Below are 14,683 nucleotides of genomic sequence, written 5' to 3' on the forward strand. Positions count from 1 at the left end.
AGCACACTGATCTGACGAGGGGAGGCGTTTGATGAGTCAGCCACAAATATCGCTGAATGATCGGTTCGATCTGGATAAGAACCCAATTCTGTTGAATGGCACGCAGGCGTTGGTGCGCCTGATGCTGATGCAAAAGGCGAGGGATACGCGGGCGGGGCTGAACACCGCGGGCCTAGTGACCGGATATCGCGGCTCACCGTTGGGTGCGGTGGATCTGCAGATGACACGGGCGCAGAAACAGCTGACCGAAAGCGACATCACTTTTCAGTACGGTTTGAACGAAGATCTGGCCGCCACGGCGCTGTGGGGCAGTCAGCAAGCTGGGCTGCGCGGCGACGGGCGGTTCGATGGCGTGTTTGGCCTCTGGTACGGCAAAGGGCCCGGCGTGGATCGGTCCGGCGATGTGATGCGTCACGCCAATATGGCGGGTACGGCCAAGCACGGTGGTGTGTTGGTGGCGATGGGCGATGACCATACCGGTGAAAGCTCGACCGTTCTGCATCAGTCGGAATGGTCTCTGGTCGATATGTACATGCCGATTGTTAGCCCGGCGGGTGTGCAGGAGATTCTGGACTACGGCGTGTACGGTTTTGCTCTCAGCCGGTTTTCGGGGCTTTGGGTTGGCTTGAAGACGATGAAGGACACGATTGAGGTCACGTCAGTCGTCGATGGCAGTGCAGACCGGATGAATCTGGTCGTACCTGAGTTCGACATGCCCGAGGGCGGGTTGAACATCCGTCTGGGCGACACGCCGCACCTGCAAGAAGGGCGGATCATCGACCATAAACGTTTCGCGGCCGAGTTGTTTTCGCGTGCCAACAAGATGGACAGGCGTGTGTGGGGTAAACCCGGCGCCAAAATCGGGTTTGTCGCGGCGGGTAAGAACTGGCTGGACCTGGCCCATGCCATGTCATTGTTGAATATCGACGCTGATGAGGCTGAACGGTTGGGGATCACAACCTATAAGATTGGTCAAACCTTTCCCCTGGACATGGCAGGGTTTCACGATTGGGCTGAAGGCCTGGAACTGATTGTTATTGTTGAAGAAAAACGTAAATTGATCGAGGTTCAGGTCAAAGAGGCCATCTTTGACGACCGTCGCGGTCGCCGTGTTTATGGCTGGTACAAGGGTGGAGCTGGGACCCTGCATCGTGAAGAGCTTTTCCCAACACGCGGCGCACTTGATCCGAACATGATCGCCGAGAAACTGGGTGAAATTCTAATCGAAGAAGGCCGCGACACAGAAGATATTCGTGCTGGTCTGGCCAAACTCTCCGAGGGGAGCCGGGCGGATAACGCCGAAGAAATCGCGACACGGTTGCCGTATTTCTGCTCAGGATGCCCGCATAACAGCTCTACCAGGGTGCCGGATGGTAGTCGTGCCTACGCTGGGATCGGCTGTCACTACATGGTGCAGTGGATGGATCGCGAGACCACCGGGTTCACGCAGATGGGCGGTGAGGGTGCCAATTGGATTGGCGAAGCGCCGTTTTCGACCACCAAACATGTGTTCCAGAACCTTGGCGACGGGACTTATAACCATTCAGGGGTGCAGGCGATCCGTGCGGCGTTGGCGGCGGGCACCAACATCACCTTCAAAATCCTGTTCAATGATGCCGTGGCCATGACCGGCGGGCAAGAAAACGAGGGTGGATTGTCGGCGGAACGGATCGTCGCCGAGGTCAAGGCCATGGGCGTACAAAATGTCGCTGTGGTCTACGATGAAAAAGAAGATGTTAACTTCAAAGCGATGCCCGCTGACGTGGATACCTTTGAACGCGCTGACCTGATGCGGGTTCAGGAACGGTTCCGCGAGACCGAGGGTGTTTCGGTCATTGTCTACATACAGACCTGCGCAGCCGAAAAACGGCGTCGACGCAAACGGGGTGAGTTTCCCGATCCGGACAAGCGTGTGTTCATCAACACTGATATTTGCGAGGGATGCGGTGATTGCGGGGTGCAATCGAATTGCGTCTCGATTGTGCCGAAAGAGACGGAACTGGGCCGTAAACGGGCGATTGATCAATCTAGCTGTAACAAGGATTTCTCTTGTTTAAACGGGTTTTGTCCGTCGTTCGTAACGTTGGAAGGCGCGAAAATTCGTAAGGAAGCGACCGCCAATATCGATCTGCCGGATCTGCCTGAGCCTATGCTACCCGAAATCAAAGGGACGCATAACGTGGTAATCACCGGCGTAGGCGGCACAGGTGTGGTGACACTAGGTGCGATTCTGGCACAGGCCGCGCAAATCGACGGCAAAGGCGCCGGAATGATGGAAATGGCCGGGCTTGCGCAAAAAGGCGGTGCCGTTCATATCCACTGTCGCTTGGCCAACAGACCCGAGGATATCAGCGCCATTCGCGTTGCCACTGGTGAGGCGCACGCACTGATTGGCGGCGATCTGGTGGTATCCGCCGGGGCAAAGACGCTAGGGCTGACCCGCGCTGGTCATACCGGAGCTGTGATCAACAATCATGAGACAGTGACCGGTGATTTCACTCGCGACACCGACTTCCGAATTCCGGGTGACCGGCTTGAACTGGCTCTGCAGGCGCGGTTGAAAGAGGATGTCTCACTGTTCGACGCGACTGATCTGGCACGGGCGGTGATGGGGGACTCGATCTATTCCAACATGATGGTCTTTGGTGCGGCGTGGCAGCGGGGTTTGCTGCCGATTAGCCATGATGCCGTCGTGCGGGCCATAGAACTGAACGGCACCGCAGTCGAACGCAACAAACGCGCCTTTGACATCGGCCGTTGGACGGTTCTGCACCCGCAGGAGGTCGCGGATATTCTAGAGCCTAACGTGACGGATATGCCGAAATCTTTGGAGCAAAAGATCGACTACCGCGCACAACACCTGACGGCCTATCAAAGTGGTCGCTTGGCCAAACGCTATCGCAAACTGGTGGATATGTTCGAAGATGAAACCATCCGCGAAGCGGTGGCAAAAGGATACCATAAGTTATTGTCTTATAAGGATGAATACGAAGTCGCGCGACTGATGTTGGACTGCCGTGAAAAGGCCGTGGCCGAGTTTGATGGGGATTTCAAAATGACCTTTCATCTCGCCCCGCCCATCCTTGGTGGAACTGGTTCAGATGGACGCCCGCGCAAACGCAGTTTTGGTGAGTGGATTTTGAAGCCGATGAAACTGCTCACTCGGTTGAAATCTCTGCGGGGAACACCCTTCGATATTTTCGGCTACAGCGCTGAACGGCGAATGGAACGTACTCTGATCAAGCAATATGAAAGGGATATCAAAGGGGTAGAGCCACTTGTTACACAGCATACTCGTGACGCCGTGATTGCGTTGGCCCAATTGCCATTGGACATTCGCGGGTTCGGTCCGGTGCTGCGGGCCAATGAAGCCAAAGCAGCCAAGCGGCGTGAGGAATTGCTGGCAACAATACGGAACGGAGGGCCAGAACTGCGCGCCGCTGCCGAATAAATCATAACGGGATTGTCACGAATCCTAGGCAAGATTGCCGCGTATACTTATCTTACAGGCCGCAAACCTCGGAGAGTCGTATGCCCTCGCGCCGCCATGTTGTTCGTGACATATCTTATGCCTATTCCGCCTCTACCAAAGGCGGGCGGATGATGATCAAGCTGATGGAAAACACCACTGGTCGAATGCGCCTGATAAAGCGCGCAGACGGATACGAGAAAGAGATCGCCAAAGGGCGTGATTTTTGGTCGGTGATGGTGAAACGCTACGGGCTGTCACTGGATATCGCGAGCGGATCGCTAGCAAATATCCCGAAAACAGGACCTCTGATTCTGATCGCAAATCATCCCTACGGCATTCTGGATGGGTTGATGATGGGTCACATCCTGTCGCAGACGCGCGGCGATTTCCGTATTCTGGCCAACCATGTGTTTCGCAAAGCCAAGGATTTGGACAATATCATCCTGCCTATCTCGTTCGACGAAACCAAAGAGGCGATGAAACAGAACATTGAAACGCGCAAAGCTGCATTGGGCTATCTGGGTGAGGGTGGAGCCATTGGAATTTTTCCGGGCGGCACGGTCAGCACCGGGGTCAAACCGTTCTCACACCCTATGGATCCGGGTTGGCGTGGTTTCACGGCGCGCATGGTGGCCAAATCCAATGCCTCTGTGGTGCCGGTTTTCTTTGACGGCCACACCTCACGCCTGTTCCAGATCGCCAGCCATTTGCACAATACGCTGCGCATGGGCCTATTGATCAAAGAGTTCAAAAAACGTGTGGATACGCCGGTTAAAGTGGTGGTCGGAGAGCCCATCGGACGCGATGTTCTGAACCCATTGGCCACAGATACGCGCAAGATGATGGATTTCTTGCGCAAAGCCACGTATGAGCTGTCTCCGACGCCGTTAAAGTCTTATGATTACGGCTATGAATTCGAGGAACGGCATCGCGCCTAAAGGGGCAAATGGCAGTAGGCATTTTTGATTCTGGTTTGGGCGGTCTGACCGTTCTGGACGCCGCGCAGAAACGTCTGCCGGACGTGAATTTTCTGTATTACGCGGACAGTGCACATGCGCCCTATGGCGTGCGTGACGCCGAGAATATCTATGATCTGACACGGCGCGCAGTTCATGACCTGTGGGACCGCGGCTGTGATCTGGTGATTCTGGCCTGCAACACGGCCAGCGCCGCGGCGTTGCGCCGGATGCAGGAAGAGGGTGTGCCAGCGGGCAAGCGCGTTCTGGGAGTTTTTGTGCCCTTGATCGAAGCACTGACCGAGCGGCAGTGGGGCGACAACAGTCCCCCGCGTGAGGTCGCCGTCAAGCATGTGGCCTTGTTTGCTACACCCGCAACGGTGTCCAGCCGCGCTTTCCAGCGGGAGCTGGCATTTCGTGCGATTGGCGTAGATGTCGAGGCGCAGGCCTGTGGCGGTGTGGTCGATGCCATCGAAGACGGTGATTTGATCCTGGCCGAGGCGCTGGTACGCAGCCATGTGGATGCGTTGAAACGGAAAATGCCCGAACCACAGGCTGCCATTTTGGGCTGTACGCATTACCCGTTGATGGCTGAAACATTTCAGACCGCTTTAGGTCCGGATGTGCAGGTTTTCAGCCAAGGCGCCTTAGTGGCGGACAGCCTTGCGGATTATCTGCAACGCCACCCGAATATGCAGGGCGAGGCCAAGGGCGGATTTCTGACCACCGGCAAGCCGGATTTCGTCAGCGACCGGGCGACTCAGTTCCTCCGACGACAAATCTCGTTCGAGGCCGCCTGACTTAGGTCAAGGACGTCGCTGCGCACTCTCCGTTATTCGAAGACCGTCACATCGGCGGTCGTGATATGTGACACACTGGAACAAGAGGTCTGACATGACCCATAAAATCGCAATTCTAGGTGCATCCGGCTATACTGGCGCCGAACTGGTGCGGCTGATCTCCGAGCACCCGAATATGGAAATCACCGCATTGGCGGCCGAGCGGAAAGCAGGCATGTCCATGGCGCAGGTCTTTCCGCATCTACGCCACATGAATCTGCCGGACCTGTGCAAAATCTCTGAGATCGATTTTTCTGCGGTTGATCTGTGTTTCTGCGCATTGCCGCACAAAACCAGCCAAGAGGTCATTCGCGACCTGCCGAAAAATCTGAAGGTTATCGATCTGTCTGCGGATTTCCGTCTGCGTGACCCGGATGAATACGAAAAGTGGTACGGCAACCCACACGCGGCGCTGCAACAACAAGAAGAGGCCGTTTATGGCCTGACCGAGTTTTACAGGGATGACATCCGCAACGCGCGGCTGGTGGCTGGAACCGGGTGTAACGCAGCAACAGGGCAATATGTGTTGCGTCCTTTGATCTCTGCTCGCGTTATTGATCTGGACGATATCGTGCTGGATCTGAAATGCGCCGTATCGGGTGCAGGACGGTCGCTGAAAGAAAACCTGCTGCATGCAGAGCTAAGCGAGGGTTATAATGCTTATGCCGTAGGCGGCACGCACCGGCATTTGGGGGAGTTCGATCAGGAATTCTCGGCGCTGGCTGGGCGTGCTGTACATGTTCAGTTCACCCCGCATCTGGTCCCGGCCAATCGGGGTATTCTGGCGACGACATATGTCAAAGGCGATCCGGCCAGCGTGTATGAGACGCTTGCCAAAGCCTATGAAGATGAACCCTTTATTCAGATGTTGCCGTTTGGCGAAACGCCATCGACCCACCATGTGCGGGGCTCGAATTTCTGCCATATCGGTGTGGTCGGCGACCGGATCGAACGTCGCGCCATCGTGATTGGCGCATTGGATAACCTGACAAAAGGTAGCAGCGGCCAAGCCTTGCAGAACGCCAACCTGATGTTAGGTGAAGATGAAACCCGGGGGCTGATGATGGCCCCGCTATTCCCGTGAGGACGGTATGAAAACGCTCAAGAAACGTCGTCGTGTACAAGTCATTCTGCTGGCCGTCGTGGCTTTGGTCTTGGCGACGGGGTTGATTGGGTTTGCGATGCGCGATGGCATCAACTTTTTTCGCTCACCCAGTCAGGTGATTGCTGAACCTCCGAAACCGACTGAAGTGTTTCGCATCGGTGGTTTGGTCGAAGAAGGCTCGATCATTCGTGGGCAGGGCGAGACGGTGCGGTTCATCGTTACCGATGGCGGTGAAAGTGTGCCGGTGGCGTTTACCGGGGTTCTGCCAGATTTGTTCGCGGAAAACCAAGGTATGGTAGGAACAGGATCCTACGTGAATGGCGTATTCGAAGCTACTGAAATCCTTGCGAAACACGATGAAACATACATGCCAAAAGAAGTCGTGGACGCTCTGAAGGAACAGGGTGTTTACAAAGAGGCTGGCGAAAGCTGATCGCCGCCGGCTAGCAGGACAGAATTGAAGGGCGTTGCGTAAGCAGCGCCCTATTTCGTTCCGCAGATTTAACCGGATTGCCTCAGAGTTTGTTCAATGACAGACGGAGGGTGCAATGCAGACGGTGCGACAGATTGCAACTGAGATCGTGGCGCGTGAAGGCGGGTTCGTTGATGACCCAGACGATCCCGGCGGGGCGACCAAATACGGAGTGACCATTCACACGATGCGCCGTCTTGGGCTTGATCTTTCAGGCGATGGGACGATCAACAGCGCTGATGTACGGATGCTGAGCAAATCTCAGGCCGTCGATATTTTCGAACGGCATTATTTTGAGAAGCCTCGGATGGATATGTTGCCACGGGCACTACAGCCCTCGGTTTTCGACATGTATGTCAACGCGGGCAGCCACGCGATTATAATTCTGCAACGGCTGCTGCGCGACATGGAGTTTGGGGTCGTAGTCGATGGCGTTATCGGCCCCAAAACAGCGCGGGCCTGCCGAAAGGCGGCTGACCCCGATCCAATTGCACTCAGGGACGCGTATGGCGTTGCGCGGCGCAATTACTATTTTCGACTGGCTGATCACCGGCCCACGTCCCGCAAATACGCCCGTACTCGGGCCGGGCTTAAAGGAGGCTGGATTCTCCGAGCCGAGGAATTCCTTTCGCCGAATTACCACCTGAGTGACGCAGAGTTTCAAGCGAGGGTTGCAGAATGGGTTTGATCTCGGACGTGTTGACAATTTTGTTTGGTGGCAATCGCAATGTCGTACGCGAAACCGTTGAAATATTTCGGGAAAACGCTGAAAACGGGGCTGAACGCGGCTTGGCTTTGCAGCAACAGGCGATGGCTCAGTTCGGCGGCGAATTCAATGCCCCCCACAAAGGCGCGTTTGATCGGTTCATGGATGGGCTTAATCGTCTGCCTCGGCCAACGATGGCATTGGGCACCTTGGGATTGTTTTTTGCGGCGATGGTCGATCCGGTGTGGTTCGCGGCCCGCATGCAGGGGATTGCGCTGGTCCCGGAACCCTTGTGGTGGTTGCTGGGTGTGATCGTGTCGTTTTATTTCGGCGCGCGCCATCAAGCCAAAGTGCAAGACCTGCAACGCGAGATCACCGCAACGATGAGTCGTACGCCTCAGGTGGTTGAAAACCTGCAAGCGCTGAAGGCGTTGCATAGCAATGCGTTGGGGGCGGCAAGTCCCGGGACGGATGCTGCATTGGTGGAAAGAGTTACACATCCTGATGCTAACCAGGCGCTAGAAGATTGGCGCCGCAAACATGTGGCCTGACCCGCGACACTATGTTCGCCCCTAAGGGGCGAAAGTGATTGGTGCTTGCCTCGGAACAGGAATATACCCGGGGCCATGATTACTGAACTTGGCCACTTTGCCCTAATCCTCGCTTTTCTGGTTGCCATCGTACAGTCGGTGGTCCCGCTAATTGGTGCTGCCAAACGGTGGTCCAGCTGGATGAATTTTGCTGAACCGGCGGCGATCATTCAGTTCTCAATGGTCGCCTTTTCGTTCGGGGCGCTTGTCTGGGCCTTTGTATCGTCGGATTTCTCGCTGCGGATCGTGGTCGAAAACAGCCACTCGGCCAAGCCAATGCTGTATAAGATCAGCGGAACATGGGGTAACCACGAGGGCTCGATGCTGTTGTGGGTTCTCATTGTGTCTCTGTTTGGTGCTATGGCCGCATTCTTCGGAGGCGGGTTGCCACCAACGTTAAAAGCACGGGTACTAGCGGTGCAGGGCGCAATCGGTGTGGCGTTCTTTGCTTTTATTCTGTTCACCTCAAACCCGTTTGACCGTCTGAACGTAGCGCCCTTTGACGGGCGCGATCTGAATCCGTTGCTGCAAGACCCAGGTTTGGCTTTCCATCCGCCGTTCCTGTATCTTGGTTATGTCGGCTTGAGCATGGCGTTCAGCTTTGCTGTTGCTGCCTTGATCGAAGGGCGTGTGGACGCCGCGTGGGGCCGGTGGGTGCGTCCTTGGACACTGGCGGCTTGGGTGTTTCTGACCATCGGTATCGCGCTGGGGTCCTGGTGGGCCTATTACGAGCTTGGCTGGGGCGGGTTCTGGTTTTGGGATCCGGTCGAAAATGCCTCGTTCATGCCATGGCTGCTTGCCGCTGCGCTGTTGCATTCGGCCATAGTCGTGGAAAAGCGTGAGTCGTTGAAAAGCTGGACCATCCTGTTGGCGATCATTGCCTTTGGCTTTTCGCTGATCGGCACGTTTATCGTGCGCTCGGGTCTGCTGACGTCGGTCCATGCCTTTGCCAATGATCCCGAGCGCGGCGTGTTCATCCTGATTATTCTGGTGATTTTCATTGGCGGTGCGCTGACCTTGTTTGCCGCGCGGGCACAGGCGATGGAGGCCAAAGGCGTCTTTGGCATGGTCAGCCGTGAAAGCGCGCTGGTGCTGAACAATATCCTGCTGGCCGTCAGCTGTTTCGTCGTATTCGTAGGTACAATGTGGCCGATGGTGGCCGAGATGGCGTTTGACCGCAAACTGTCGGTCGGGGCACCGTTCTTCAATTCAGCCTTTACACCATTCATGGTCGCCCTCGGGATCGCTTTGCCTGTTGGCGCGATGCTGCCGTGGAAACGTGGCAAGCTTGGGAAAACTGCCTACTCACTACGCTATGCCTTTGTTCTGGCCGTTGCCTTGGCCTTGCTGGTCTGGGCAATGCAGACGGGGCGTAGTGCGCTGGGTCCGGTCGGTCTGTTCTTGGGCGCATGGATTACCTTTGGCGCAGCCGTTGATTTGTGGAGCCGTACGGGTCGCAAAGGCAATTTGAAACGTCTGTTCCGTCTGCCGGGTGCAGATTGGGGCAAGGCCGTGGCTCATACTGGTATGGGCGTCACAATGTTTGCCATCGCCGGGTTGACCGCGTGGGAGGTTGAAGACATTCGCGTCGCGCAACCCGGGCAGCCGTTTGAAGTAGGGCAGTTTACTTTGACTCTGGAAGACGTTCGGCTTGTTGAAGGACCAAACTATTTCTCGACCACGGCTGATGTTAGGGTCGAAAAACACGGGCGGCCCATGGGCACCCTGCATCCGGAAAAACGCGATTATCCTGTGGCACGGATGCCCACAACCGAAGCTGCGATTGACTACCGGTTCCTCGGGGATCTCTACGTGGTGATCGGCGATCAGCAGGCAGATGGCGGCTGGGTCATGCGGACCTATATCAAGCCGTTGGCCAACTGGATTTGGGGTGGATGTATCCTGATGTCTCTGGGCGGCTTGCTCAGCCTGTCAGACCGCCGGTTCCGCGTAGCGGCCGGCGCCCGCAAGGCCCCAGCGGGCGGAGTACCTGCGGAATGAAACGCCTGATCCTGATATTGACCCTCATCGCGTCGCCCTTGTTTGCCGTGCAGCCCGACGAAGTTTTGGACGACCCGGCGTTGGAACAACGGGCGCGGGACCTCAGCACAGGTCTACGCTGTCTGGTCTGCCGTAACGAAAGCATCGATGAAAGTAACGCCGAACTGGCCCGTGACCTGCGCTTGTTGCTGCGCGAACGGCTTGTGGCCGGGGACACAGATGACGAGGCTATTGCTTTCATCGTCGACCGTTACGGCGAATATGTACTACTGAAGCCAACCACTTCGGGATCGAACCTGATGCTGTGGCTGGCTGGCCCAATCATGTTGTTGATCGCCGCCGTCATGGGCTGGAGCTTTCTGCGTAAACGGTCACAGGTTCAGGTCGCAGGTGAGAAGGATACGCTCAGCGAGGCTGAGAAAGAGCGTTTACGCCAAATTCTTGAAGACTGACCCCGCGTTCATCTTTTCCTTCCCCTCCATTTCAGTCAGGGTTTTGAAAAGCTTTGAATTGGGGAAGGGTTTATGGAATACGAAACGATCCAGTTGGACATCACGGACGATTTGGCGGTTCTTACCCTGAACCGACCCGACAAGATGAATGCGATGACAGCGCAGATGCGCGCCGAGGTCACGCATGCCATGAAATATGCGGCCCGTCATGCAAGGGCGATCGTTCTGACCGGGGCGGGGAGCGCCTTTTGTTCGGGGCAGGACCTGGGTGATGCGTCCAGCACCGGCAAGGTCGATCTGGAACGCACGCTGCGGGACGAATATGAGCCCATGCTGGAAACGATTTATGACTGCCCTGTTCCCACCATTGCGGCCGTGAACGGGCCGGCGGCCGGGGCAGGGGCAAACCTTGCGCTGTGTGCTGATATAGTGATCGCCACCGAAAGTGCCTATTTCCTGCAGGCCTTCGCGCGGATCGGGCTGTTGCCGGATGCGGGCGGCACGTGGTTCATGCCACGTCAAATGGGGTTCGCCAAAGCCATGGGGGCCGCCTTGTTCGCCGACAAGATCAGTGCGCGGCAGGCCGATGAATGGGGTCTGATCTGGGAGGCCGTGCCCGACGCCGAATTTGACGCCCATTGGCGTAAGCGTGCGGCCTATTTGGCGAATGGTCCCACAGCTGGGTTTGCAGCGATCAAACAGGCCATCCGTGGTACCTATGAAAATACCCTGCCGCAGCAATTGGCATCCGAGGCGCATTTGCAAGGCGAATGCGGACGCAGTCGTGATTTTGCCGAAGGTGTCGTGGCCTTCATGGAAAAACGCCCCCCGAAATTCGAGGGGCGCTGAACCGCTCAAGCGCGGCGGCGGCGGCGTGCGCGCCGCTCGGGTGCGGCGGCATCGTCGCCGGTGCCGTCCGAGGCCGAGGAAAACGGCCCAAGCGCATCGGTGATCTGATCCAGCGTCGGGCGTGACCCGCGCGATCTTGTGTCTAGGGCTTCGCGCATCTTACGCAAGTGATCCGGCATGGTGCCGCAGCAACCGCCGATGATGGTGGCTCCGGCATCACGCGCCATAGCCGCGTATTCACCCATCAACTCGGGTGTCCCGTCATAGTGGATGTGACCATCCACGTATTTCGGAATACCGGCATTACCCTTTGAGATCACGGGCCGCTCAGTGCCTTGCGCGGCAAAACCCAAAACCGTTCGCAGGATATCCGACGCGCCGGTGCCGCAGTTGGCCCCGAAGGCGATTGGTGGATTGGGCAGGGTTTCAACCAGCTGCGCCAAGTCGGACGAGGTAACACCCATCATGGTGCGTCCCGCGGTATCAAAGCTCATGGTGCCGCACCACGGCATATCGGCCAACGCAAATGCCTCGGCTGCGGCGCGGAATTCTTCGGGGGCGCTGATGGTTTCCAGCCACAGAACATCGGCTCCTCCAGCCTTGAGCGCATCTGCTTGTTCATGGAACATCTCAACAGCTTCGGCGTGGGTCAGGCTGCCGACGGGTTCCAGAATCTCGCCGGTCGGGCCGACCGACCCAGCCACGACGACCGGACGCCCGGCCTTATCCGCAACCTCACGCCCCAACTCGGCACCGATCCGGTTCAATTCGGCCACGCGGTTTTGCGCGTCGTGTAGTTTCAGCCGAGCTGATGTACCGCCAAAAGTGTTGGTCAGAAACAGATCGCTGCCCGCATCGACCGAACTCTGATACAGGGCGCGGATCTTGTCCGGCGAGTCCACGTTCCATAGCTCGGGCGCATCACCCGATTGCAAACCCATGTTGAACAGATTGGTCCCTGTCGCGCCGTCTGCCAGAATGGCGTCGGTGGTTTCGAGAAGACGGGTCAGTGCATTTGTCATTGGAGTAATCCGGGAAAAGGCACAATCGGCCTGATAATGAGAGAGGCGCCCCGTGTCTCACGACCGGGGCGCCAAATCAAACTCATAATTCTCATGAAGATCATGAGATTTGCAGGTCAAAGCTTAGATTTCAGCCTCAGCCATCACCTGTTCTTTTGCTTCGATCAGAAGTTCGGACATCTTTTCGCGGATCTTCGCCTCATCAGCCAGGTCACCCAAGTACCCTTTTACCGCTTCGACGACGTCATCTTCGCTTACATTCTGAAGGTCGGTGTGCACCAATACCTCACCGTAAGCCCTGGCTTTTTCAACGGGCTCACCCTTCAGGGTCGAGGCCCACACAGCCATGAATCGATTGCGGCGCATACGGGCGATGAACTGCATTTTTTCATCATGCGCGAACTTGTTTTCAAACGCGGCTTCACGTTCGTCAAATGTGGTCATTGTTTGGGGACCCCTTGGATTGAATCTTCTTCCATCATGATATGACTATACACTGGTATGGGCGCAAGCAATTTGCGCTGCGTCAAAGCCCCTCGGTTCAGCGCGCTTGCGGGAACGGGGGGCTTGCACTATGAGGGCCGCAACAACGCGGTATTCGCGTTTTGCCGATATGGAAGGGGCCCCCGATGGCGCGTCGCAAGAAAATCTACGAAGGTAAGGCCAAAATTCTGTATGAAGGCCCCGAACCGGGCACCATCGTACAGTATTTCAAGGATGACGCCACCGCGTTCAACGCCGAGAAAAAAGACGTGATCGACGGTAAAGGCGTGCTCAACAACCGGCTGAGCGAGTTCTTTATGAACGGTCTGGCTCAGATCGGAGTACCGACCCACTTTATCCGCCGTCTGAACATGCGCGAACAGTTGGTGCGCAGTTGCGAGATCGTGCCGCTGGAAGTGATCGTACGCAACTATGCCGCTGGAACGATGTCGAAACGCCTGGGCATTGCCGAGGGCACGCAGTTGCCACGTCCGATTGTGGAATACTGCTATAAGGATGATTCACTAGGCGATCCCCTGGTGACCGAGGAACACATCGCCGCCTTTGGTTGGGCCAGCCAGCAGGACATGGAAGATATCCTGAGCCTCGCGCTACGTGTGAACGATTTCCTAAGTGGCGTGATGTTGGCCGTGGGTATCCGCCTTGTCGACTTCAAAATTGAGATCGGCCGCGTCTATGACGGTGATTACCAGCGTTTGATAATCGCGGATGAGATCAGCCCCGACAGTTGCCGCTTGTGGGATATCGAAACCGGCCAGAAGCTGGACAAGGACGTCTTCCGCCGCGATCTGGGCAATTTGACCGATGCCTATTCCGAGGTTGCGCGCCGTCTGGGCGTTCTGCCGCAAAGCAATGTGACCAAGCCCACACTGATCAACTGATCTTTCTGATTGCCTGAATTCTGAGAGAAAGCGCCGCGTCGAAAGATGTGGCGCTTTTTTCTTAGAAATTGGTGGTTTGACAGAATGGGCGGTTGTCCCGCATTGTCGGCCTGACCTGCAACCAAGGTGATTTCATCCCATGGCCGAACTGTTCGATCACGCCGTTTTTCTAAAGTTCTTTGCAGCCTTAATGGCGATTTTTAATCCGCTCTACGGCATTCCTATTTTCCTGAGCATGACCGAAGGCTATACCAACGCGGAACGCAAACGCGTTGCGCTGATCGTCACGGGATCGGTGGTCATTCTGTCGATGGTTGTCGTGTTGGTTGGCGAGGAAGTTTTGGCCATCTTCGGCATCGACATCCCATCCTTCCGCATCGCAGGGGGACTTATTATTCTTGGTATCGGCATGACAATGCTGAACAGCTCGGACCGTGCGCAGGGCGATCAGCAGGCTGCGGAAGAGGGCCACAAGAAAAAGACAAACATTGCCGTGGTTCCGTTGTCGATACCGCTGACGTTCGGACCGGCCACCATTGCCACAACAATCGTTTTCGCACACACGTTGTCAGATGGCGCCGAAATTGTGACTCTTGGGTCTGCCATTCTGATCGCTTGCGCGCTCATCGGGGTAGGGTTGCTGTTTGCGGTTCCGATCTCTCGGTTCTTGGGGGCCACGATGATCAACGTGCTAACCCGGATTATGGGTATTATTTTGGTAGCCGTCGCAGTTGAGATGATTTTTACCGGTGCCTTCGACGCAATTGATGCGCGCTATCCTGGCCTAAGCGCGGGCGGGGGCGGCTGAAACTCTGGTTTTTGGGGCAAACTGAG

Annotated in this window: 14 protein-coding genes; 12 read left to right on the top strand and 2 right to left on the bottom strand. The window is 56.4% G+C overall.

Annotation, left to right across the window (positions count from 1 at the left end; all coding sequences use genetic code 11):
* The first annotated feature begins 31 nt into the window (after positions 1–31).
* The 10 genes from ACR0DT_RS01340 to ACR0DT_RS01385 all read left to right on the top strand — a co-directional run bounded on the left by ACR0DT_RS01340 (position 32) and on the right by ACR0DT_RS01385 (position 11,442).
* The gene (locus tag ACR0DT_RS01340; protein WP_480709020.1) at positions 32–3,451 is read left to right on the top strand and encodes an indolepyruvate ferredoxin oxidoreductase family protein; all 3,420 of its coding nucleotides are present in this window, start codon (positions 32–34) and stop codon (positions 3,449–3,451) included.
* An 80-nt stretch (positions 3,452–3,531) separates the two neighbouring features.
* Positions 3,532–4,410, top strand: a complete 879-nt coding sequence (locus ACR0DT_RS01345) for a lysophospholipid acyltransferase family protein (RefSeq protein WP_480709021.1) — start codon at positions 3,532–3,534, stop codon at positions 4,408–4,410.
* A gap of 8 nt (positions 4,411–4,418) precedes the next feature.
* Entirely contained in the window at positions 4,419–5,228 is an 810-nt protein-coding gene (murI, locus tag ACR0DT_RS01350) for a glutamate racemase (protein ID WP_480709022.1), read from the top strand.
* A gap of 94 nt (positions 5,229–5,322) precedes the next feature.
* On the top strand, positions 5,323–6,351 hold the full coding sequence (argC, locus tag ACR0DT_RS01355) for an N-acetyl-gamma-glutamyl-phosphate reductase (protein ID WP_480709023.1): 1,029 nt from the start codon (positions 5,323–5,325) through the stop codon (positions 6,349–6,351).
* Positions 6,352–6,358: 7 nt separating this feature from the next.
* On the top strand, positions 6,359–6,805 hold the full coding sequence (gene ccmE / locus ACR0DT_RS01360) for a cytochrome c maturation protein CcmE (RefSeq protein WP_480709024.1): 447 nt from the start codon (positions 6,359–6,361) through the stop codon (positions 6,803–6,805).
* Between the two features lie 115 nt (positions 6,806–6,920).
* A complete protein-coding gene (locus ACR0DT_RS01365; protein ID WP_480709025.1) occupies positions 6,921–7,532 on the top strand; it encodes a holin-associated N-acetylmuramidase in 612 nt (203 codons plus the stop codon).
* Positions 7,523–8,101 carry a holin family protein gene (locus ACR0DT_RS01370; RefSeq protein ID WP_480709026.1) on the top strand — a complete coding sequence of 193 codons (579 nt, stop codon included), beginning with the start codon at positions 7,523–7,525 and terminating at the stop codon, positions 8,099–8,101. Before ACR0DT_RS01365 ends, ACR0DT_RS01370 begins: the two co-directional genes overlap by 10 nt.
* A 75-nt stretch (positions 8,102–8,176) precedes the next feature.
* On the top strand, positions 8,177–10,141 hold the full coding sequence (locus ACR0DT_RS01375; RefSeq protein WP_480709027.1) for a heme lyase CcmF/NrfE family subunit: 1,965 nt from the start codon (positions 8,177–8,179) through the stop codon (positions 10,139–10,141).
* On the top strand, positions 10,138–10,593 hold the full coding sequence (locus ACR0DT_RS01380; protein WP_480709028.1) for a cytochrome c-type biogenesis protein: 456 nt from the start codon (positions 10,138–10,140) through the stop codon (positions 10,591–10,593). Before ACR0DT_RS01375 ends, ACR0DT_RS01380 begins: the two co-directional genes overlap by 4 nt.
* A gap of 72 nt (positions 10,594–10,665) precedes the next feature.
* Positions 10,666–11,442 (top strand): enoyl-CoA hydratase-related protein, encoded by a 777-nt coding sequence (locus tag ACR0DT_RS01385; protein ID WP_480709029.1) that lies wholly within the window; start codon positions 10,666–10,668, stop codon positions 11,440–11,442.
* Positions 11,443–11,447: 5 nt separating this feature from the next.
* Here the strand turns inward: ACR0DT_RS01385 and bmt are convergent, their stop codons facing one another.
* Both bmt and ACR0DT_RS01395 read right to left on the bottom strand, forming a co-directional pair.
* Positions 11,448–12,464, bottom strand: a complete 1,017-nt coding sequence (gene bmt, locus ACR0DT_RS01390) for a betaine--homocysteine S-methyltransferase (RefSeq protein ID WP_480709030.1) — start codon at positions 12,462–12,464, stop codon at positions 11,448–11,450.
* A gap of 123 nt (positions 12,465–12,587) precedes the next feature.
* Positions 12,588–12,908, bottom strand: a complete 321-nt coding sequence (locus ACR0DT_RS01395; protein ID WP_480709031.1) for a DUF1476 domain-containing protein — start codon at positions 12,906–12,908, stop codon at positions 12,588–12,590.
* A gap of 185 nt (positions 12,909–13,093) precedes the next feature.
* On the opposite strand from ACR0DT_RS01395, the gene purC reads away from it, so the two are divergent.
* A complete protein-coding gene (purC, locus tag ACR0DT_RS01400; protein ID WP_480709032.1) occupies positions 13,094–13,849 on the top strand; it encodes a phosphoribosylaminoimidazolesuccinocarboxamide synthase in 756 nt (251 codons plus the stop codon).
* 139 nt (positions 13,850–13,988) lie between these two features.
* A complete protein-coding gene (locus ACR0DT_RS01405; RefSeq protein WP_480709033.1) occupies positions 13,989–14,657 on the top strand; it encodes a MarC family protein in 669 nt (222 codons plus the stop codon).
* Positions 14,658–14,683: the final 26 nt, after the last annotated feature.

This window comes from Ruegeria sp. BI11, from assembly GCF_056538005.1.

Excerpts from the sequence above, each read along its gene's own strand:
- ACR0DT_RS01405 (WP_480709033.1), top strand. The coding sequence starts at position 13,989 with ATGGCCGAACTGTTCGATCACGCCGTTTTTCTAAAGTTCTTTGCAGCC.
- ACR0DT_RS01340 (WP_480709020.1), top strand. The coding sequence starts at position 32 with ATGAGTCAGCCACAAATATCGCTGAATGATCGGTTCGATCTGGATAAG.
- murI (WP_480709022.1), top strand. The coding sequence starts at position 4,419 with ATGGCAGTAGGCATTTTTGATTCTGGTTTGGGCGGTCTGACCGTTCTG.
- argC (WP_480709023.1), top strand. The coding sequence starts at position 5,323 with ATGACCCATAAAATCGCAATTCTAGGTGCATCCGGCTATACTGGCGCC.
- bmt (WP_480709030.1), bottom strand. The coding sequence starts at position 12,464 with ATGACAAATGCACTGACCCGTCTTCTCGAAACCACCGACGCCATTCTG.
- ACR0DT_RS01380 (WP_480709028.1), top strand. The coding sequence starts at position 10,138 with ATGAAACGCCTGATCCTGATATTGACCCTCATCGCGTCGCCCTTGTTT.
- ccmE (WP_480709024.1), top strand. The coding sequence starts at position 6,359 with ATGAAAACGCTCAAGAAACGTCGTCGTGTACAAGTCATTCTGCTGGCC.
- ACR0DT_RS01370 (WP_480709026.1), top strand. The coding sequence starts at position 7,523 with ATGGGTTTGATCTCGGACGTGTTGACAATTTTGTTTGGTGGCAATCGC.
- ACR0DT_RS01375 (WP_480709027.1), top strand. The coding sequence starts at position 8,177 with ATGATTACTGAACTTGGCCACTTTGCCCTAATCCTCGCTTTTCTGGTT.
- ACR0DT_RS01345 (WP_480709021.1), top strand. The coding sequence starts at position 3,532 with ATGCCCTCGCGCCGCCATGTTGTTCGTGACATATCTTATGCCTATTCC.
- purC (WP_480709032.1), top strand. The coding sequence starts at position 13,094 with ATGGCGCGTCGCAAGAAAATCTACGAAGGTAAGGCCAAAATTCTGTAT.
- ACR0DT_RS01385 (WP_480709029.1), top strand. The coding sequence starts at position 10,666 with ATGGAATACGAAACGATCCAGTTGGACATCACGGACGATTTGGCGGTT.
- ACR0DT_RS01395 (WP_480709031.1), bottom strand. The coding sequence starts at position 12,908 with ATGACCACATTTGACGAACGTGAAGCCGCGTTTGAAAACAAGTTCGCG.
- ACR0DT_RS01365 (WP_480709025.1), top strand. The coding sequence starts at position 6,921 with ATGCAGACGGTGCGACAGATTGCAACTGAGATCGTGGCGCGTGAAGGC.